Origin of the sequence: Candidatus Amarolinea aalborgensis (genome assembly GCF_900491745.1) — a bacterium.
Taxonomy (GTDB): Bacteria; Chloroflexota; Anaerolineae; order SSC4; family Amarolineaceae; genus Amarolinea; species Amarolinea aalborgensis.
In genome coordinates this window covers 1-18,659 of sequence record NZ_UETR01000055.1, presented here as the reverse complement: position 1 = coordinate 18,659, position 18,659 = coordinate 1, and the positions used below count along the sequence as shown (strand labels likewise).

Annotated in this window: 16 protein-coding genes; 7 read left to right on the top strand and 9 right to left on the bottom strand. The window is 64.1% G+C overall.

Annotation, left to right across the window (positions count from 1 at the left end):
- From ACPQ6D_RS22780 to ACPQ6D_RS22760, 5 genes are all read left to right on the top strand, one after another.
- Positions 1-237 (top strand): hypothetical protein (locus ACPQ6D_RS22780; RefSeq protein ID WP_423226654.1); only part of this gene is annotated, 237 nt, incomplete at its 5' end.
- A 112-nt stretch (positions 238-349) separates the two neighbouring features.
- Complete coding sequence (locus tag ACPQ6D_RS22775) at positions 350-1,015, top strand: plasmid pRiA4b ORF-3 family protein (RefSeq protein ID WP_423226653.1); 666 nt, start codon at positions 350-352, stop codon at positions 1,013-1,015.
- A 34-nt stretch (positions 1,016-1,049) separates the two neighbouring features.
- Positions 1,050-2,786, top strand: coding sequence for an alpha-amylase family glycosyl hydrolase (locus ACPQ6D_RS22770; RefSeq protein ID WP_423226652.1), 1,737 nt, complete (start codon positions 1,050-1,052; stop codon positions 2,784-2,786).
- A gap of 4 nt (positions 2,787-2,790) precedes the next feature.
- Positions 2,791-5,868: an MBL fold metallo-hydrolase gene (locus tag ACPQ6D_RS22765; protein ID WP_423226651.1), complete on the top strand. Its 3,078-nt coding sequence runs from the start codon at positions 2,791-2,793 to the stop codon at positions 5,866-5,868.
- A 52-nt stretch (positions 5,869-5,920) separates the two neighbouring features.
- Positions 5,921-7,294, top strand: a complete 1,374-nt coding sequence (locus ACPQ6D_RS22760) for a glycerate kinase type-2 family protein (RefSeq protein WP_423226650.1) — start codon at positions 5,921-5,923, stop codon at positions 7,292-7,294.
- 133 nt (positions 7,295-7,427) lie between these two features.
- Here ACPQ6D_RS22760 and ACPQ6D_RS22755 read toward each other — a convergent pair whose 3' ends face one another.
- Positions 7,428-8,081 (bottom strand): hypothetical protein, encoded by a 654-nt coding sequence (locus tag ACPQ6D_RS22755; protein WP_423226649.1) that lies wholly within the window; start codon positions 8,079-8,081, stop codon positions 7,428-7,430.
- Entirely contained in the window at positions 8,071-9,828 is a 1,758-nt protein-coding gene (locus ACPQ6D_RS22750) for a glycerol-3-phosphate dehydrogenase/oxidase (RefSeq protein WP_423226648.1), read from the bottom strand. Before ACPQ6D_RS22750 ends, ACPQ6D_RS22755 begins: the two co-directional genes overlap by 11 nt.
- A 377-nt stretch (positions 9,829-10,205) precedes the next feature.
- Between ACPQ6D_RS22750 and ACPQ6D_RS22745 the strand changes: the two genes are divergently transcribed.
- A complete protein-coding gene (locus ACPQ6D_RS22745; protein ID WP_423226647.1) occupies positions 10,206-10,733 on the top strand; it encodes a dihydrofolate reductase family protein in 528 nt (175 codons plus the stop codon).
- Positions 10,734-10,791: 58 nt separating this feature from the next.
- Here the strand turns inward: ACPQ6D_RS22745 and ACPQ6D_RS22740 are convergent, their stop codons facing one another.
- Both ACPQ6D_RS22740 and ACPQ6D_RS22735 read right to left on the bottom strand, forming a co-directional pair.
- Positions 10,792-13,026, bottom strand: coding sequence for a hypothetical protein (locus ACPQ6D_RS22740; protein WP_423226646.1), 2,235 nt, complete (start codon positions 13,024-13,026; stop codon positions 10,792-10,794).
- A gap of 168 nt (positions 13,027-13,194) precedes the next feature.
- Complete coding sequence (locus ACPQ6D_RS22735; RefSeq protein ID WP_423226645.1) at positions 13,195-14,220, bottom strand: phosphoenolpyruvate carboxykinase (ATP); 1,026 nt, start codon at positions 14,218-14,220, stop codon at positions 13,195-13,197.
- A gap of 161 nt (positions 14,221-14,381) precedes the next feature.
- Between ACPQ6D_RS22735 and ACPQ6D_RS22730 the strand changes: the two genes are divergently transcribed.
- Positions 14,382-14,957 carry a cytochrome c oxidase subunit 3 gene (locus ACPQ6D_RS22730; protein WP_423226644.1) on the top strand — a complete coding sequence of 192 codons (576 nt, stop codon included), beginning with the start codon at positions 14,382-14,384 and terminating at the stop codon, positions 14,955-14,957.
- On the opposite strand, the gene ACPQ6D_RS22725 is transcribed toward ACPQ6D_RS22730, so the two are convergent.
- From ACPQ6D_RS22725 to ACPQ6D_RS22705, 5 genes are all read right to left on the bottom strand, one after another.
- On the bottom strand, positions 14,945-15,874 hold the full coding sequence (locus ACPQ6D_RS22725; RefSeq protein WP_423226643.1) for an SDR family oxidoreductase: 930 nt from the start codon (positions 15,872-15,874) through the stop codon (positions 14,945-14,947). The genes ACPQ6D_RS22730 and ACPQ6D_RS22725 overlap by 13 nt on opposite strands.
- Positions 15,849-16,580: a ribonuclease III gene (rnc, locus tag ACPQ6D_RS22720; RefSeq protein WP_423226642.1), complete on the bottom strand. Its 732-nt coding sequence runs from the start codon at positions 16,578-16,580 to the stop codon at positions 15,849-15,851. The genes ACPQ6D_RS22725 and rnc overlap by 26 nt, the downstream gene beginning before the upstream one ends.
- A 299-nt stretch (positions 16,581-16,879) precedes the next feature.
- Positions 16,880-17,563, bottom strand: a complete 684-nt coding sequence (locus ACPQ6D_RS22715; RefSeq protein WP_423226641.1) for a nucleotidyl transferase AbiEii/AbiGii toxin family protein — start codon at positions 17,561-17,563, stop codon at positions 16,880-16,882.
- The gene (locus tag ACPQ6D_RS22710) at positions 17,551-17,853 is read right to left on the bottom strand and encodes a DUF6922 domain-containing protein (protein ID WP_423226640.1); all 303 of its coding nucleotides are present in this window, start codon (positions 17,851-17,853) and stop codon (positions 17,551-17,553) included. The genes ACPQ6D_RS22715 and ACPQ6D_RS22710 overlap by 13 nt, the downstream gene beginning before the upstream one ends.
- Positions 17,854-17,892: 39 nt before the next feature.
- On the bottom strand, positions 17,893-18,087 hold the full coding sequence (locus tag ACPQ6D_RS22705) for a hypothetical protein (protein WP_423226639.1): 195 nt from the start codon (positions 18,085-18,087) through the stop codon (positions 17,893-17,895).
- Positions 18,088-18,659 lie beyond the last annotated feature (572 nt).

Below are 18,659 nucleotides of genomic sequence, written 5' to 3'. Positions count from 1 at the left end.
TGGAAGGCCCTATCGGGCCTGACGGCGCGCGAGGGGTTTGTATTTTGTGGCGGGCGCATTTCAGTTCCGCTGCATAGCCGGCTTCGGTTGGGCTTGGAGGTGATTGCAGCGGCCTTCGACAAGCTCAGGCCCCGTGCGGTGAGCCTGTCGAACCGTGCGGTGAGCCTGTCGAACCGTGCGGTGAGCCGCTCACGACGAAGCCTCAATCGCTCGACGTCGGACCCGCCCCCAAACTGAAATGCACCCCCGCCCGACTAGCGTTTTTTCCTCCTGGCTTTTCTTGTGGCATAATGAGGTTGTTACCGCTGACATTTTTGGTTTGTTCGACCGCCGAGACAGGATATTCACCATGACCAAACGTAGACACGAAGCCCTTGACCTGCAAGGCTTGGGCGATCATTTGCAAGACATTCAACGTATTCAGGCGCCCACCACGCGACGCCCGGCGCAGGGATCAGACGCGAAGCTGGCGCCCATCTATCAACTCAAAATCACCCTGCGCGACATCAAGCCTCCGGTCTGGCGCCGCGTGCAAGCGCCAGGCAGCATTACCCTTGCCAAACTGCACACCCTGATCCAGGTCGTGATGGGCTGGACCGATTCTCACTTGCACAGCTTTCAGGTCGGCGACGTAATCTATGGCGTGCCAGACCCGGACTATGAGTTCGATGTCAAAAGCTCACGCCGCGTGCGGCTGGCCGAGGTGGCGCCCACCGAGAAGTCGAAGATTCGCTATGAGTATGACTTTGGCGATAGTTGGGAGCATGATATTGTGGTGGAGAAGGTGCTGCCGCCCGATCCCAACGTGCGCCTGCCGGTTTGCCTGACCGGCCGCCGGGCCTGCCCGCCGGAGGATGTGGGCGGCGTCTGGGGCTATGCTCATTTTCTCGAAATCATGCGCAATCCCGAAGACCCAGAACATGAAGAAATGCTGAATTGGTACGGCGCTGAATTCGATCCCGAAGCCTTCGACGCGGCTGAAATCACGCGTGAGCTGCAGAGTATGAGATGGTAGGACGATGTTGGGGGGAAAAGCTGGTATGATCCGCATGAGGAATCGAGATCAGGGCGCGGGCAGGGTGCGGTTCTGGTTGCCTGGACTGCTGCTCGTCATCGCCGTTGCGCTAAGCGCCTGCCAGGCGCGGACACAGGCGCCGACGGCAACCCCACCGCCCCCCACGGCGACCCCCGCGCCGCCAACGCCTACGCCCGCGCCGCTCGCTGCCGCCGTGGCGCCGGTGACCGGTCTGCCGCAGGGCAGCGATGGCCTGGGCTGGTGGAACAATACGGTGTTCTACGAGGTGTTCGTACGTTCATTCTATGACTCGAATGGCGACGGCATCGGCGATCTCAACGGCCTCATCGCCAGGCTGGACTACCTCAACGACGGCGACCCCGCCACGACCAACGACTTGGGGATCACGGGCCTGTGGCTCATGCCGATCATGGTCTCGCCCAGCTATCACGGCTACGACATCACCGACTACTACCAGGTCAACCCAGATTACGGGACCAACGACGATTTCAAACGCCTGATGGTCGAGGCCCACAAGCGCGGCATACGCGTGCTGATTGACATGGTGCTCAACCACACGTCCAACGAGCACCCCTGGTTTTTGGAAGCCCAGCAGCCTAGCTCCGCCAAGGAGAATTGGTACATCTGGTCCACGAAGCGGCCTCCTTACCTGGGGCCGTGGGGACAGAATGTCTGGCACAAGCTCGGCGACCGCTACTACTACGGCATCTTCTGGGAAGGCATGCCCGATCTCAACTATCGCAACCCCGACGTGGTCGCGGAGATGGATAAGGTCAGCGCCTTCTGGCTGCAGGAGATGGGCGTAGACGGCTTTCGGCTGGATGCCGCGCGCTATATCTTGGAGGATGAGGAGAAACAGGCCAGCACGCCGGAAACTCACCAGTGGTGGAAGCGCTATGACGCCGCGGTGAAGGCGATCAACCCCGAAGCCTTGTTGGTGGGTGAGGTGTGGACCGCCACGAAAGAGGCGGCCGAGTATGTCAAGAATGGCGAACTCGACATGAATTTCGAGTTCGATTTGGCGGGCGCGATGGTAGATGCGGCGCGCAACCGCTTTGGCGCGTCGGTGGGCACGATTCAGAATGCGGTCTGGAAGGCCTATCCGTCGAATCAATTTGCCCCCTTCCTCACCAACCACGATCAGAACCGCGTGATGAGCGTGCTGGGCGATGACGTGGCGAAAGCGCGCATGGCCGCAGCCCTGCTGCTCACCGCGCCGGGCGCGCCCTTCCTCTACTACGGCGAGGAAATCGGCATGATTGGCTCCAAACCGGATGAGCAAATCCGTACACCGATGCAGTGGACCGCGGGGGACAACGCCGGTTTCAGCGCGGCCAAGCCGTGGATCGCAGTCAAACCAAACTATGCCACAAGTAATGTAGAGACGGAAGGCGCCGCCGCCGATTCCCTGCTGGCTTATTACCGCACGCTGATTCATCTGCGCAGCGATCATGAAGCCCTGCGCGTGGGCGACTACACCAGGCTCGACCCTGGCAACAGCAGAGTCTATGCCTTTCTGCGTCACAGCGCCCAGGAGAACATCCTGGTGCTCATCAACCTGGACGATGTGGCCGTCAGCGATTACCAACTGACGCTGCCGCCGAGTGCGCTGCGCGGCGCGCCCAGTCCGGTTGACTTGCTCACCAAAACCCCGCTGCCGGCGCCGGCGTTGAAAGACGACGGCAGCTTCAACGATTATCGCCCCTTGTCCGAATTGGCGCCGCAAACCGCCTACCTCATCAAGTTGTAGCCTTATGAACATTTCATTTCTAGGCGGTGCCGATGAAGTAGGCGCCAGCAGCATTCTGTTAGAGATTGGCGGCCGGCGCCTGTTGATTGACGCCGGCATTCGTCCATCGCCCAAGACGCATTGGGACCTGGCGGGCGATCAACTGCCCGATCTCAGCCAGATCGAGCGCGCGGGCGGCCTCGATGCGATCCTGGTCACCCACGCGCACACCGATCACACCGGCGCGTTGGCGCTGGTGTGCGAGCGCTACCCTCAGGCGCCGATCTACGCGACGCCGATGACGATTGAGCTGACGCGCGTGCTGCAGCAGGACGCCCGGCGCATCATGCAGGCGCGGCTGGATCAGGAGGGTGAACTGCCCCTCTTCGACGATGTCGCGGTCAGCCGCCTGCTGGCGGCCTTTGCGCCGGTGGCATTTCGGCAGCGCGTCTCCCTGGGGCCTGGCCTGGTCGCGACCTTCTTCCCCGCCGGCCACATCGCGGGCGCGGCCATGATCGGCCTGGAGAGCGACGAGGGCCGCGTGCTGATTACGGGCGACATTTCCGTCTCGCCGCAGCGCACCGTGGACGGCGCGCGGCCGCCGGCGTTTGCGCCAGACGTCGTCATCATCGAGAGCACCTATGGGGGCCGCCTGCACGCCAATCGCGCCGCGGAGGAGCGCCGCCTGGTGGCCACGATCAATGAGGTGATCGCGACGGGCGGCAAGGTGCTGATTCCGGCTTTCGCCCTGGGCCGCGCGCAGGAGATTCTGCTGACCCTGGCCGAATTTCAGCGCCGCGCGGAGCTGCCGCCGATTCCCATCTGGGCTGATGGCATGGTGCGCGCGGTTTGTCGCGCGTACACCAGCTTTCCCGAGGCGCTGCCAGTGGCCTTGCAGGCGCGTGACGCCCAGTTCTTCAATGAAGAAACCATTCGCCCCATTGAGCGCAGCGCGCAGCGCAACGAGCTTCTCTGGCAGCCAGAGCCGCTTGTCATCGTGGCGAGTTCTGGCATGTTGGCCGGCGGGCCGTCGCTGCACTACGCACGCGGCCTGGCCCGGCAGCCGCAGCATGCCATCCTGTTCACCGGCTACCAGGACGAAGAGTCGCCCGGACGCCGTATGCAGGAAATTGCCGCGCGCGGACACGGCGCCCTGCAGCTGCGCCAGGACCGGCTTGAGGTGCGCTGCCGGCTCGCAACCTATTCGTTATCCGCGCACGCCGATGAAGCCCAGTTAGTCAGCCTGGTGGAAACGCTCGACCCGGCCCAGGTCTTCCTGGTGCATGGGGATGAGGCCGCGCGGCGCAGCCTGGCGCACGCGCTGCAAAGCCGCGGCCGCCTCGTGCACCTGCCGCGCGCCGGTCAAGCCTTTGATCTGCGGTTTGCCGCCTCACTGCCGGTCGCGGCGTTGCGCGGCATCGGCGCCGACCGGCCGCTGCACCTGCGCCGCCTGTGGGAAGCAGTGAGCCAGGTCGCCAGTGACGCAGCGCCGGTTTATTTGACCCTGACCGAACTGGCGATGGCCTGGTGGGGCGACAAGCCCGCGCCGCAGCACCTGCAGACCCTGGGCGCCGCGCTGGCCCAGGATAGCCTTTACTTTGCGGCTGATGCGCAGCGCGCCCACGTCTTCAGGGTGCGGTCGGCCGGCCAGGTGCAGTTGGGCGAGCGCCGTCGCGAGCAGATGGCCCGCTATGCGGACGCGGCCGGCCAATGGCTGTTGGTCAAGGCGCCAGACGGACAGCCGGCCGTGGTGCGCTGCGTCGGTTGGGCGCCCGATCATCTGCAGGCGACGCCCCTGCCGGATGACCAGGCGCGTTGGGACGATGATACGCCGCTGGTTACGATCTGGCCGGAGGATGTGGTGGGCCTGTTGGGGGCAGGCGACGAACCGCCGATCAACCTGGCGGCGCAGTTGGCCGCGAAACTGCCGCGCACGCCGCAGGCCGTCACCCTGGAGCCAAATCAGGCCCTGGTTTTCGCTCGCCAGCAGTTCCCGCCCGCGGCGCGCTTGCGCAAAACTGGCTATCGCCTGGCCGAACGCGTCTTGGTGCTGACGTTCGATTTCCCTGATGTCGCGCAGGCAGCCTATGCCGACCTGATTGCCGCGGTCGAAAAGGCGTCCGGGTGGGTGGTCGAAGTGGCGCCTGAAGCTCAGCAGGGCGCGCTCGCCACGTTGGCGACAGAGCTGCTGCCGGCCGGCTGGAAGATCGTCAAAGGGCCATCTATTCACCGCGAACAGCGCCGCGTGGCCGTAACCGTGGCCGCGACGGCCGCGGACGCCAGCCCGACCGCGGGCGGCTCGACTGAGCTCTCCGAAGTCCTGGCGGCCCGCTTTGCCGAGATGTCCGGCTATCAGTTGGACGTGACCTTGACCGCGCCCGTGGAAGCGACCGCGCCGCCGGCCGCCAATCCGCCCGTTGGCCGCGCGTCCGCGCCATGGGAGATCAACGCGGCCTACGCCGCGATTCGCGCGGCATTAGCCGACAGCACGCTTTATCGTGTGGGATTGCGCGGCGACGATATTTTGCTCTCCTTCATCTCCGCGACGGTGGGCGAGCGCTATCAAACGCAAATCTGTGAGCTGCAGGCGCGCATCGGCTGGAAGTTGACGATCAACCCGCAGCCAAACCAGGGCGCCATCCTGGAAGCTGCGCGCCTTCTCTTGGAACGTGAGAAACTCGCGGTCCTCAAAAGACCCAGTATTTTCCCAGAGAACCAGGACGTGTGTGTGACCCTGGCCGCGCCCCTGACGCCAGAGGCGCAGGCGCGCCTGGTGGATACGTTTGCTCAACAAACAGGTTTTCGCTTGCGCATTATCGCCCCGCGGCCGATCGCGCCGACGCCAGTCAAACCGGCTGACAACGTCTTGCAGTTGGCGCCTGGGTTGATTCACCTCACGGCGACGCAGCATGCTGTGATACTTAATCCTGACAAGCTCAACAAGACCATCGAGCGCATACGCCGGCAGGGAATTCAACAGCCTTTGCAGGTTCGGCGGACGCGCTACGGGTATGCGCTGGTGGATGGTCTCTATCGCCTGCGCGCGGCGCAGAGCCTGGGCATGACGCGGGTGCCCGCGGAGATTCTCGAAGGCGCCGTATGACGCAGGCCGCCGCTTGCGCAGGCGCCCATACGTCGCCACGGCTGAGGATCAGATGCCAACCAGATGGGAAGCAGCTCGCGCCATAGCGGATGAACTGCAGCGCGCCGCGCTGCACGCGGCCGACCCGGCGGCCGCGGTGGCGCGCCACATCCGATGCGATGGGCCAGTCCTCGCCGTTGGCGATCAACGCTACGACCTGCGCGCTGCGGCGCGGCTTTTTGTGCTCAGCGCGGGTAAAGCCAGCCTGCGCATGGCCGAGGCGCTGCTGGCCGGCCTGGGGCCGTGGGCCGACGCCAAACTGGCGGCTGGCCTGATTGTGACGCCAGAGTCCCTGGCGGGGGACGCGCCGGCGTGGATGCGGGCGCGCGGCCTGCGCCTGATGGCGGGCGGACATCCGCTGCCCTCTGCGGGCAGTGTGCTGGCCGGTCAGGCGGCGTTGGACCTCATGCGCCAGGCAACCCCTGACGACCTGGTCTTTTGCCTGCTCAGCGGCGGCGGCTCGGCCTTGCTGACCGCGCCCGCGCCGGGCCTGACCCTCGGCGATCTGCAAGCCACGACCGAACTCCTGCTGCGCAGCGGCGCGACGATTCATGAATTGAACGCCGTGCGCAAACACCTCGACCAGGTCAAAGGCGGCGGACTGGCCCTGGCTGCCCGGGGCGCGCCGCTAATCAGCCTGATCCTCTCCGATGTCCCTGGCGACCCGCTGGATGTCATCGCCTCTGGCCCCACTGCGCCCGACCCAACGACGTTTGCCGACGCGTGGGCCGCGCTCGATCGCGCCCAGGCGTTGGCGCATGCGCCGGACGCGGTGCGCCAGCACTTGCAGGCTGGCCTGGCTGGCGCGCGGCCAGAGACGCTCAAACCAAGCGCGGCGCGTGCGTTGCCGCTGCAGCACCTGGTGGTTGGCTCCAACCGTCTGGCCGTCGAAGCGGCGGCGCAGGCGGCGGCCGGGCATGGCTTTGCGCCGCTCATTCTGACCACGGGCCTGGAAGGCGAAGCGCGTGAGGTGGGGCGCGTGCTGGCGGCCATCGCCGGCGAGGTGGTCCGGCAGGGACGACCGCAGCGTGCGCCCGCGTGCTTGATCGCCGGCGGTGAAACCACGGTTACAGTGCGCGGGACGGGCAAGGGCGGCCGCAGCCAGGAGTTGGCGTTGGCCGCGGCCATGTCCATCGCCGATCTGCCGGTCGGCTTGCTCAGCTTTGGCACGGATGGCATTGACGGCCCCACCGACGCCGCCGGCGCCTGGGTGGACGGCCGCACGATGGCCCGCAGCCGCGCCCTGGGGCTTGACCCGCGGGCCGCCCTGGCGCGCAACGACGCCTACCCCTTCTTCGCGGCCCTGGGCGACCTGGTCATCACCGGGCCGACAGGCACCAACGTCAACGACGTGGTGATCATCCTCATTGGCGAGCCAGGACGCTGAGCAGGCCCAATCGGTTTGCTGGGGATGAGTTTCGATTTCAGGGCGTAGCTCCCGCAGGGTGGGCTTGGCGGCGGTTTCAGCGAATGCGATCGCTCGACGTCGGAACCACCCCTGGTTTGAAATGCACCCCTGATCAGTTTGTGCGCTCACGCGGCGGCGCGAAAAAGTCCACGGCGGCCGCGCCGCCGGCGCTTTCCAGCGCGGCGGTGGTCTGCTGCAGCTCGCGGCGTGTGTGTGCGATGGCCGCGGCCATCGCCAACGGAAAGAGCGGACCGCGGCCAGGGTGATCCAGGTTCATCACTTCGTGCGAATGCGGCGGCATGTAGAGGCGCTTGAACAACGGCCCAAGCAGCGGCAGGTGGTGGAGGATGTAGACGCGGATGGAGCTGCGGCCGGAAATCAACCCTGGAACGGCCAGGGGGTCAAGGCACAGCGGGGCTGCGTCCGGCTGGCAGTGTTCGACGCCGCCTTGACTCTCGGCCCAGCGGCGCAGCCAGTTGGAATGGGCGTAGAAATCCTGGCGGGTGTGGGTGAGGCGGCCGAACGCAGCCAGGGCGGCGGCGCGGTCGCCGCGGCGCACGGCATCCACGACCGCCTGGCGCTGCTGGCGGATGAACGCTTCGCCGGCCGCGAACGCGCTGTCATCGAAATGGTACTCGGGGTGCCCGATTTGACCCGCGAGCACATCCAGCCCCAGGTTAGCTGCGGTGATAAGCTCGATGTCGGCCGGGCTGAAATGGGCGCCCAACGCGGTCTGGACGATTTCGGCGTGATACTTACCCTGCATGATGACTCCTCGCTTCTGCCTTGCGGCGCAGCCCCCACAGCAAGCCCACCCCGGTCATGCTCAACACCAGGCTGACGAGGACGGCTGTCAAGCGGCGGCGCTGCTGGCGCATGGCGATTTTCTGTTGGCGCTGCACCCGCAGCGCGTCCAGGCGCGGCCGCCAATCGGGGATCGTGGCGGCCGCGGGAATGCTGTAGCAGCGCCGCCAGAGCGCGCGGTAGGCAGCTTTTTCAGCCTGCCAACGCGCATCATCCCAACCCAACTCCGCCTGGCAGATCGCGGCCACCGCGGGCAGGAGCGCTGCGCCGCCTTCCGGCAGCAGCAGCCCCACGCGGGCGCGGCGCAGCAGCAGATCGTCCAGGTGGACCACGCCTTCCGCGCGCGCGGCCCAGCGCAGCTCAGCCCAGGTGGTCAGCGTCCCTGGCAGCGGCTCCAGCTCGCCGGGCTGCGCCGCAGCCACCAGGGCCACGGCATCAGCGCCATAACGGCCAAGCAGGCGTCGGCGCAGCGGTTCCGCCCCGACGGCTGCTAATTCCACATCAACCTGGTTCAACACCGGCTGTTGATCATCCACCGCAGGCAGGGTTGGCAGGCGGTGGCGCACGGCGCGCAGCACATCCAGTGCAATCAGGCGAAAGGTGGTGAGCTTGCCGCCGGTGACGGTCAGCAAGCCTTCTTCTTCCCACACCACGTGGTCGCGCGATTCTTTGGAGGGATCGGCCTGGCCCGAGCCGATGACCGGCCGCACCCCGGCGTAGGTGGCAACGACATCGGCCAGGGTCAAGCGCAGCGAGGGGAATTGGGCGTCAGCCGCCGCCATCAGATAAGCAACTTCGGCCGCGGTAATCGCCGGTTCCACATCCAACGCCTCATCATGATCCACATCGGTCGTGCCCACGAGGGTGACGCCTTCCCAGGGGAAGATGAAGACCGGCCGGCGGTCGAAGGGGTGCAGGAAGCTGACGGCCTGGCTGAGCGGCAGTCGCTGCGCAGAGAAGATCAGGTGGCTGCCCCGCAGCGGGCGGATGCGCGGCGCGGCGCCGAGCTGGCCGCGCAGGCGATCGGCCCACGCGCCGGTGGCGTTGACAACCACACGCGCCGACAGGGCAGCCACGGCCCCGCTGACGCCGTCACGCACCTGCACGCCGTACACCTGGCGGTGATTGCGCAGCAGCGTCTCGACCGTCGCGTAGTTCAGTGCGGTCCCGCCGGCCGCCACCGCCTCGCGAATAACGCGCAGCACCAGGCGGGCGTCGTCGGTCTGCGCGTCGCCGTAACGAAAACCGCCCTTCAACCCTTCCTGCGAGATGTTCGGCGCCAACTTTTGGAAATCGCCGGCGTCATAACGCTGATGGCTCCACTGCAGCGCCAGCAGATCGTAGACGGTCAGCGCGGCCTGGTACATCCAACGGCCGGGGTTATCGCCGCGGTAGGTGGCAAGCAGAAAGCCCAGCGGATCAATCAAACCCGGCCCGTCATCCAGCAGCCGCTGGCGCTCGTGCACCGATGCCCGCGTCAGCCCGATTTTACCCTCTTTGAGATATCGCAAGCCGCCGTGCACCAATTTGGACGAGCGGCTGGAGGTGCCCCAGGCAAAGTCGCGTTGTTCGAGCAGCAGGCCCCGCAGTCCCAGCCGCGTGGCCTCGCGCAGAATGCCCGCGCCAGTGATGCCGCCGCCAATGATAATCAAATCCCATGCCTGGTCCAAGCGCGACCAGGTTTCCTCACGCCAGTTATTTGACCACATACCTGTATTTTAGCACAGGTTGCGCCTCGCCTGTGAAATCCTGGTAGAGCGAGCAAGAGGTTCTCACACCAAGCCGCCAGGCCGCCAAGGAATCGGTTGGCATCTTGGTATCTTGGTGACCTTGTGGCTTCGTGTGAGGCATCAGAGGTTCTCACACCAAGCCACAAAGCCGCAAAGGAATCGGTTGGTATCTTGGTATCTTGGTATCTTGGTATCTTGGTATCTTGGTATCTTGGTATCTTGGTGACCTTGTGGCTTCGTGTGAGGCATCTGATTCTGGCTTGTCCGGTTTTGGCAGACGAGGTATGATGTGGCCGGTACGGCATCTGATGGATCGCCGCACACTGAATCGCTCTCATGTGAGGCAAAGAACGCAGATGGGAAACGTCATTTTGTACATCGCAACCAGTCTCGATGGCTTCATTGCGCGCCGCAATGATGATATTTCCTGGTTGACAGCCTACGATGGTCCCAACGAGGATTATGGCTACGCGGCGTTCTACGCCCGCGTGGGCGCCATTATCCTCGGCGCCAGGACCTACCGCGAGGTGCTCGGTTTTGGCGTATGGCCTTATGCGGGCAAGACCACCTTCGTCGTCACGACGCAGCCCTTGCAGAATCCGCCCGCCGCCGACATTCACGCCTTTGCCGGCGACATGGCCGATCTGGTGGCGCAGATTCGGCAGATGACGGACCAGGACATCTGGCTGGTGGGCGGCGGCCGGCTGACGACCGCGTTTGTCAACCAGCATCTGATTGACGAAATCATCATCACCATCGTGCCGCTGATCCTGGGCGACGGCATCCCGCTGTTCCAGGGCATCCAGGTGGAAGAGCCTCTGCAATTGATCGGCGGCCAGGTGTATGCGAGCGGCCTGGCGCAGCTGCGCTATCGCCGCGCCTGATCGGGAAAGCGCGCGCGTTCGAGCGCTCGCCGCGGCCGCAGGCAGACGACATCACCCGTTATGGCGCTGCGAACCCCGTCAGGTTCCAGGCCGATGTCGTCGTACTGGTCGCGCCATCGCTGCTCTGCGTGAAGGTGTCGCTGCCCTGCAGCCGGCCATGCGGCGCGGAAGCCGGCCAGGGGCGCGGCGCAGTATTCTGAATATCGGTCGTCAGCCAGGGGATGTGCGTCCAGGTCGTGAAGACTGGGCAGCGCTCCGGCGCCGGGATCAGGCCCGCCCCAAAGAACTGCCGCCGCATGGTCGCGCCGCTCAAATCCTCGGTGATGAGCAAGCTGCTCAGACTGGGAATGAGCGCGCCGCCGCCGGTGCGCGTGCAGCTGGTTGTTTGTCCTGTCTGAAAATCCACGGCGGTGATCGTAGTCAGCCAGGTGGCGCTGCCTGCGGTCGCCTGGAACTCCAAACTCACCTGGTCGCCTGTCAAGGTGCGCCGCGCCAGGGTGAAGGTCGGTGCGGCCTCACCTCGCAGCGTGTAGTCAGTCTGCCCCAGCGCATTGACCGATTGGCCCACCATCTGCCAACTGCTGGTTCCCCGCCAGCCGGCGCAGGGTAGATCGCTGCTCACCACGCGCAAATCACCATTGGGGGCAATTCTGCTCGTGCGCCGCTGCCAGTTGCTGTTGCTGATGATCACCAGCACGCTCTGCACCCGCTCCGCGGGATTGTCCTGGCAGAACAGGCTCCATTTGCGCTGCGACCAGTCCTCCGGCCCTTGCCAGCCTTGCCCATTGCGGTAGAGCAATGCCTGCACGCGCATGGAGGGCATGTTGTTGAACGTATTAGCCAACGCCCACATGCGCACGTCATCAGCGATCGCAATCTCCTCATAGAAGATGCCCAGGTCGGGCAAGGCGAGCGGATCGCCCGCAGACCGGCCATCGAGATAGTAGACCCAGTAAGGATCGTTGAGCAGCGCCACGCGGGAATCGGTCATGCGCCAGTCCGTCATCCACCGTTGCTGGAAGTTATCCCACGCCGCGTAGCGGTTGTTGGGCGGCAGGTTCAAATTGAGCAGGGCAAATTCGGGCCAGCGCTGCTCCCACCCGCCGGCGATGCGATCGTTGATAACCTGGTACAGGTCGCCGTTGGCCGCGTTTTCGGTGGCGGCCATGATCTGCGCAATCAGTTCCGGGTGATAGCTGCCCGTGTAATGGCTCAGGTAGAAGGGCCACAGATAGGCGCCGTACTCGCGGATGCCGGTGGTGTCAATCAGCCAACGCCAGGCCGATTCCAGGTACGATTTGGCATAGGCTTGTTCTGTCTGCGCGTCGGGTTGACCGTCCATGCGCTCGAAATAGTCAATGGCCCAATTGGCCGTTGACTCCATCCACCATGAATCGTAACAGTCGGCGGCCGGGTTGTAGGCGAACTGGATCATGTGCATGAACTCATGCGCGACCGTGTTGGTTTCAGATGAGCCTTGCTTGAGCACCTGCATGTAGGTGGGCGCTGCTTTGCAGCCTTTACCAGGATAGGTGCTGACCATCGCCAGGGTGCTCTCGTAGCCGGGCAGGGGATCATACACCATGTAGACATCCAAACGGCCATCGCTGGGATTGCAGCCCAGGCCTGCGTCGCTCAACGGCGCGCGCAGCAGATCGGTCAGGATGGGGTAGATGCGCGTCTCCAGGTCGGCGCTGATTCGTTGGGCGCGCTGCCAGAAGCCGGTGTCATTGGGCGGAAACCACACCACGAAATGGTCGGTTTCCAGGGGGATGAGCAGGTTCTGCGCCACTTCGTTGCAGCGATCGCCGATGTGATCGGTTGGCTGCGCGGCCGCCGCCATCGTCTGCGCGCCATGGATGCGCCGGTCGTACCAACTGCCGACGTACACCGGCGGGATCAGGAAAGGAACCAGGATTTGGCGTGTCGCCGGCGTCAGGGTTTCGAAGCGCTGCGTCGCCTCGGCCACCGCGTTGGAGTCCATCACACCGCGGTCGTCTCCGCGCAGCCGCGACGGCAGGCGCGTATCGCCAAAGACAGCAAACACCTTGTAGATCAGGGCGGTTTCGGCGTTGATCTCCCCTCGCTCACGCGCGCGCTCGATCAGATCGGTCGTCGGCGGCAGGCGCTGGCGGCTGATCATCGGCAAGAACACGGTGGACGGGCTGGAGACAGGCGCGTCCGTACGCCCGGCGTGCGCCGAAGCCGTTGCCGGCCAGAGCAGCAGCCCGCACCCGATCGCCCACGCGACCCAGGCCAGGTGCAAACGAAGCGCAACAGGTGTCGGAAGCATATGGATGTGTCCTTTGATCTGGCGACTGCGGGGCCAACGCCCTTGTGAGCTTTGCCGCTCTCGGAGGCGACATGCCTGGAAGTATACGAAGGAGTCGTTTAGAGATCGTAAAAAGAACAAGGCTCCAGCCGGGGGGCAACCTGGAGTCATTCCAACACTCGTCATGGCTCAAGCGTCAGCATCCATCCACGCGCGGATGAGCGTCACGGCCGCATCCAGATCGCTGCCCACGGCCAGGGTTGCGGCGCGACCGGCGAGCAGGCGATCAGCGGCGGCGTGCATGGCGGCCAGGTAGTCAGCGCCCATTTGATCCTGAAAGCCGATGAGCGTGCGGCGCAACGCCGCGGGGTTGACCGCTTCCAGCGCGCTGGCTTTTCCATGGGCTCGGCGCAGCATTAGCACGCCTGCTACCGGCGCGGTTGGCACGGCCGCCCCGGGCCAAAGCTGGTTGACCTCGACGCGGCGCTTGATTTCGCCGTTCAACTGCGTCACATAGGGCGCGGTCGCCAGCTCGGGGAAGAAGCGTTCGCCGTCAGGCAGAAGGTGCAGGCGCCAGGGCGCGCCCCAGGCTTGCAGCGGGCGGCTGTCTTCATCCAGGTAGATTACATCTTCGGCCAGCAGTTGAAACCCAGCGCGCAGGCAGGCAAAGGCCAGCGTGGACTTGCCCGCGCCGCTGGGGCCGGTCAGCAGAACGCCGCGCCCGCGATCCACCAGGCCGGCTGCGTGCAACACGGCGCGGCGGCGGCGCGTAACCAGAAAGAAGGCCAGACATTCCAGGAAGCCTTCTTGCACGAAGAGAGGATCAGCCAGCAGCGTCGGGGTGATGAAGGCCATGCCAAACCCCGCCGCGCGATCGGCCATGCCCAGGCTGCTGCCAACGCTGAGCATGAAGTAATCATCCTGCGCACGAAAGACCGGCGCCGGCCGCGTCGCGCGATCAAGCGTTTCGCTGGCCGTGTGCAAAAAAAAGTTGAGGCGCAAGGCCGGCGCGTGCGAGTCGGGCGCGCCCCACGGGCCAAAGGAGTCGGCGGCCATCGCGGCCAGGATGGGCGCATTGGTGGCGAACGCCAACGGCACGCCCAGCGGTTGGTAGCGCGCGGTCAACGGCGTGGGCGTCTGGCGCCAGAGTTGATCGGCGGCGGGCAAGAAAGCCAGCCCGGCCGTTTCCTGCCAGGCCACTGAGTGAGTGGTCATAATCGTAGGATCCTTCTCAGAGGGTATTGGACGTGAAACAGCGTGATGATCGAGACAAAGGTGAAATTGAGAAATCTATCACAGAACATCCGGTAAGCGGTGTCATACTCCACTCTGTTACTACTTCGTCTTGACTCATTGCGTTGGGAGAGTTTTTCGCCATGCAAAATCGTATGATGCGCAGCAGCCAGCAATCACGGACGACCGGCCACGAGCGTTTTGCGCTGCTTGTTTTTCTTGGCTCCTATGCCCTCGTCTTCGTCACCTTGACGATCGTGGTGCTCAACCTGCACAACATCAGCGTTGAATGGCCGCCGGCCGGGGTGCAGCCTCTCTCGCTGTGGAAGGGCCTGGTCGTGACGTTGTTTTTGCTGGCGAGCAGCCTGACCCTGCACCTGGCCCTGCGCGCAGGACGCCAGGGCGATTCAACCCGCTTCAATCGCCTCATGCTGGTCACAATCATCCTGGGGTTGCTCTTCCTGGCTGGTCAAATCTACCAGTTTACGACGGCCGGCATGACCATTCAGAGCGGCGTCTACGGCGCGGTCTTCTTTACGATGGCCGGTTTTCACGCGATGCACATCATTCTCGGCCTCGTTCTGTTGACGCGACTGCTCGATCAACTGCACAGCGCGGTGGATGCCGAGCGCCTGCGCGCCACGCCCATGGCTGCAATGGTGTGGCATTTCCTTGATCTGATGTGGCTGCCCTTCTTTATTGTCCTCTACCTGTTGTGAGCAGATAGCAATCCCTCGTCCACGCTGCGCAGACGCGTGCGCAGCACGCGCTGGGCCAGGCGGATATCCAGCGTGCAATCACGCGGGCGCACCAGGCCGCTGTTGGCGACGACAGCGGCCGTGATGGCCGCGGGATCGAGACCGGCGAAGGCGCAGAGCTTCACGCCGAACGCGTAACGGCTCAGGCGCTGTGGGCCGGCGACGTTGAGCACACCCCGGAAATCGAGCTGCGTCAGCTCCAGCAGGGCCGCGGCCAAATCCTCAACCCATACCGGACAACGGTACTCATCAGTAAACAGCGTGATCGGCCGCCGTGCGCGCACGCTGTCCCACACCCACTGCGTCCGCGGGTCAACCGGCGCCAGGCCGGTCACCAGGGACGTACGCACCATAACCCAGTCTGCCAAACCTGACGTGCGCACGAGCGTCTCCGCCTGCGCCTTGGCCTGTGCGTAGGGCGTGATGGGATCGGGGGACGCGTCTTCGGCGTAGGGTGGATGTTCGCCATCGAAGATGACATCAGAGGAGAGATGCACGAGGCGAGCGCCGTGTTTGGCGGCGGCGGCCACGACATGCTGCGTGCCAGCCACGATGCTTGCTGTCAGACTGGCCGGCTGCGCAAAATTGGCCGCGGTGTGGATGACTACCGTGGGCTGCACGGCCTCCCACAGCGCGTCTACGGCCTGGGCGTCGGTCAAATCGAGCCGGCAGGTTGCGTGGCCGGGCAAGCTCACGGGGTGCTGGAAGTAGGTGCCCACCACGCGGCCAAAACGGGCCAGGGCCGGATGGCGGGCCAGCCCCTGCCCCACGTAGCCAGACAAGCCGGTAATGAGCAGGGTGGATTGTTCGTGTTGGGCGATGGGCATTGCGGCTGGCCGCGGCGCCGCCGGGTTAGTCGTGCTTGCGTCGCAGATCATCCAGGTCTTCCAATTCGAGCTGCTGCAGCGCCTGGATGGCGGCGAGCTGTTCGGCCTGGCGTTTGCTGCTGCCGCGACCTTCGCCGTACACCGCGTCGCCCAGAAAGACCTGGACGGTAAACTCCTTCAAGTGATCAGGGCCTTCTGCGCTGACCGTCTGGTAGCGCGGCGTAACCTGGCGCTGGCTTTGCACGCGCTCTTGCAGCCGGCTCTTGGCATCCTTGTAATCTGCCTGCTGCTGCAGATTGTCGAGAAACGGAACGATGAGCGGCAGCAGGAGGTCATCCACACGGGCCAGGCCGGCGTCCAGGTACACAGCGCCGATCAGCGCTTCGAAGGCCGCGCACAGTGTGGCCGGGCGATTGCGGCCGCCCGATTCGGCTTCGCCGTGCCCCATCAGCAGATACTGTCCCAGGTTCAGCCGCCGGGCAAAATCAGCCAACGTTTCGCGGCGCACCAGCGCGGCGCGCATGTTGGTCAGGTAGCCCTCTGGCTGTTCGGGGAACCGATGATAGAGATAGGCGCCGATGACGAAACCGAGCACGGCATCTCCCAGGAATTCGAGCCGTTCGTTATCAGAGAGCGGGAAGTCTGGGAACTCATTGAGATAGGAGCGGTGCGTCAGCGCGCGCTGCAACAATGTCTTGTCCTGGAAGACCAGGGCAGTCTTCGCTTCGACCGCGGCGATCAAGTCCAACATGGTCATAGGCATCTCGAAGTCAAGGATAGCGGCGGGGAGGGTGACACGGCTGGCCTGCGCGGGGCTGGCGTCACACCAACCTGGATCATCCCGGCGGACATTATACCAACGGCTGGCGCATTGCGCAACCAATCAGTCTGTGTGGGGTGCATTTCAGAATGGGGGCGGGTCGGGCGATTGAGGCTTCGTCGTGAGCGACTCGACCGAGCTCCCCGAAGTCTCGGTCGAGCCGCCCACGTCGAAACAGGTCGGGCGACTCAAATCGTTGTAACCGCTGCAAAGCCTGCCTTTGCGGACCATGGCCCTCAACCTGACCACAGGTCTTCCAGGTGTTTACGCCCAGCCTCCAGGGCTTGGCGCTCCAGGAACCGTTTCATCGTTGTCCAGGAGGTACGATCTAGCATCTGTGGCATGGGGGCAGCCTCGGCGTCGGCGAAGTAGGCCAGCGCACGAACTGCGCTCACGGCAAAAGTGCGTACGCGCGCGTATTTCACGGCGGCAACCTCGAAGATCTGGCCGATGGTTACTCGTTGCAGAATGAAGTAGAGATCAATATAGTCTTTGCGTGTACCTCTGGACATGATGGCCGCCAACTTCATGGCGCCGATCTCCGCCACCGTGGCCACCGGCACGCCTTTTAGCCAGCATGGCGCCTGGGCCAATGGGTAGAGGGCTAGGCGAAAGAAACTGATACCAACTCCTCGCCATGTGGCCACAAAGGTCATGTCCTTGTCATGGCTGACCGAGAGCGTGGGGTCGTCAAAAGCTGTTGCCATAGCAGAGCGCTCTTCCGGTCCCACGGCGTCAGCGGCCGCTGAGAAGAAATCAAGGTCAACTGACAAACGATGGCCGAGATGTAGGGCCAATCCTGTACCGCCGGCCAGGTAATAGCGGTTAAGAAAGGGAAGAGTAGCAGCGAGATGAAATGCCTGTTGAGTCTCGGGTGTGAGCGCTTCCCAGTGCGGGTTCGCAAGAGTCAGTACATCCATACTTCCCTCGCTTCGTTGGCGAACGGCGAGTGGCGCCAACGATGGATGCGCAGCAGCTTGCGCCAGTAATTGAAGGTCACGCGTGAGAGCATGCGCTCACCTCGCACGCGCACGAAGGTGCGGACGCGATCAACGCCGTAGCTGGCAACCAGCCAGCGGATTTCGTCCCAGGTGCCGTATTCGAGTGTGCGTTGGATAATCAGATCAGCGTCTCGGTCCAGGTCAAGGCTCGGCAGATCGTATTCCTGGAAGTGGGGACGCAGTCCGCTTGGAATGTGCGTCGTTGTCATGTTGTTGCCGTATATGAGCCGTTTCTCCTTACACAAGGCTTACCCGATCTCGCCCCGCACCCACGCCAGCGCGTCGCCTGGCGTCTCGATGCGCAAGCCCGATCGCCGGGCTACTTCCGGGTCTTCGATGAAATGGCGGCGGTTGAGGGTGACCAGGCAGCCGGTCTTGATCGTGATTGTACCACCGCCACTTGGGTGCGTCAACGCCCGGCCGGTTGACGTGGGTGATCTCATGTCTCCGCCTGCGCCGAGCGGGATCAGCGCCCACCACGACGGAGACAGGGGTGAGACCGAAGAGAGCCACGCCGCAAGAGATCAATTCCAACCAGCGGCGCGCACCCTTGTCACCTGGCTTCGTTGCGGGTATAATTTCTCCTGACGGGGTGCCGCGAGCGCTGGAAGGGGAGAATGATCATGAGCCTCAGCAACTTCAACGCCTGCTCTTAACCGCGCCCACATTGTCCGAGGATGATCTGCAAGGGTTTGCTCAAGTTCATGATGGTTGGAGGCAATCATGCGATGGTTGGATGTCCGTAACGCCTATCCCGACCGATGGTTGGTGATCGAAGCACTAGAAGCGCACTCTGCCGAGAATCATCGTATTCTCGACCGTATTGCCGTGATCGAGACTTGCCCAGATGGGACCACGGCAATGCAGTGCTACAACGAATTGCATCGGCAACATCCCCAACGCGAGTTCTATTTTGTCCACACGAGTCGGGAGATGTTGGAGATCCTGGAGAGCAGATCGGTCAGCACATGGAGGAGCCATGCAGTTGCAGTTGAAGTATGACCTGCCGTGCGTC

Coding starts and splice junctions, on each gene's coding strand:
- ACPQ6D_RS22775 (WP_423226653.1), top strand. CDS start 350: ATGACCAAACGTAGACACGAAGCCCTTGACCTGCAAGGCTTGGGCGAT.
- ACPQ6D_RS22770 (WP_423226652.1), top strand. CDS start 1,050: ATGAGGAATCGAGATCAGGGCGCGGGCAGGGTGCGGTTCTGGTTGCCT.
- ACPQ6D_RS22765 (WP_423226651.1), top strand. CDS start 2,791: ATGAACATTTCATTTCTAGGCGGTGCCGATGAAGTAGGCGCCAGCAGC.
- ACPQ6D_RS22760 (WP_423226650.1), top strand. CDS start 5,921: ATGCCAACCAGATGGGAAGCAGCTCGCGCCATAGCGGATGAACTGCAG.
- ACPQ6D_RS22755 (WP_423226649.1), bottom strand. CDS start 8,081: ATGCAGGGTAAGTATCACGCCGAAATCGTCCAGACCGCGTTGGGCGCC.
- ACPQ6D_RS22750 (WP_423226648.1), bottom strand. CDS start 9,828: ATGTGGTCAAATAACTGGCGTGAGGAAACCTGGTCGCGCTTGGACCAG.
- ACPQ6D_RS22745 (WP_423226647.1), top strand. CDS start 10,206: ATGGGAAACGTCATTTTGTACATCGCAACCAGTCTCGATGGCTTCATT.
- ACPQ6D_RS22740 (WP_423226646.1), bottom strand. CDS start 13,026: ATGCTTCCGACACCTGTTGCGCTTCGTTTGCACCTGGCCTGGGTCGCG.
- ACPQ6D_RS22735 (WP_423226645.1), bottom strand. CDS start 14,220: ATGACCACTCACTCAGTGGCCTGGCAGGAAACGGCCGGGCTGGCTTTC.
- ACPQ6D_RS22730 (WP_423226644.1), top strand. CDS start 14,382: ATGCAAAATCGTATGATGCGCAGCAGCCAGCAATCACGGACGACCGGC.
- ACPQ6D_RS22725 (WP_423226643.1), bottom strand. CDS start 15,874: ATGATCTGCGACGCAAGCACGACTAACCCGGCGGCGCCGCGGCCAGCC.
- rnc (WP_423226642.1), bottom strand. CDS start 16,580: ATGACCATGTTGGACTTGATCGCCGCGGTCGAAGCGAAGACTGCCCTG.
- ACPQ6D_RS22715 (WP_423226641.1), bottom strand. CDS start 17,563: ATGGATGTACTGACTCTTGCGAACCCGCACTGGGAAGCGCTCACACCC.
- ACPQ6D_RS22710 (WP_423226640.1), bottom strand. CDS start 17,853: ATGACAACGACGCACATTCCAAGCGGACTGCGTCCCCACTTCCAGGAA.
- ACPQ6D_RS22705 (WP_423226639.1), bottom strand. CDS start 18,087: ATGAGATCACCCACGTCAACCGGCCGGGCGTTGACGCACCCAAGTGGC.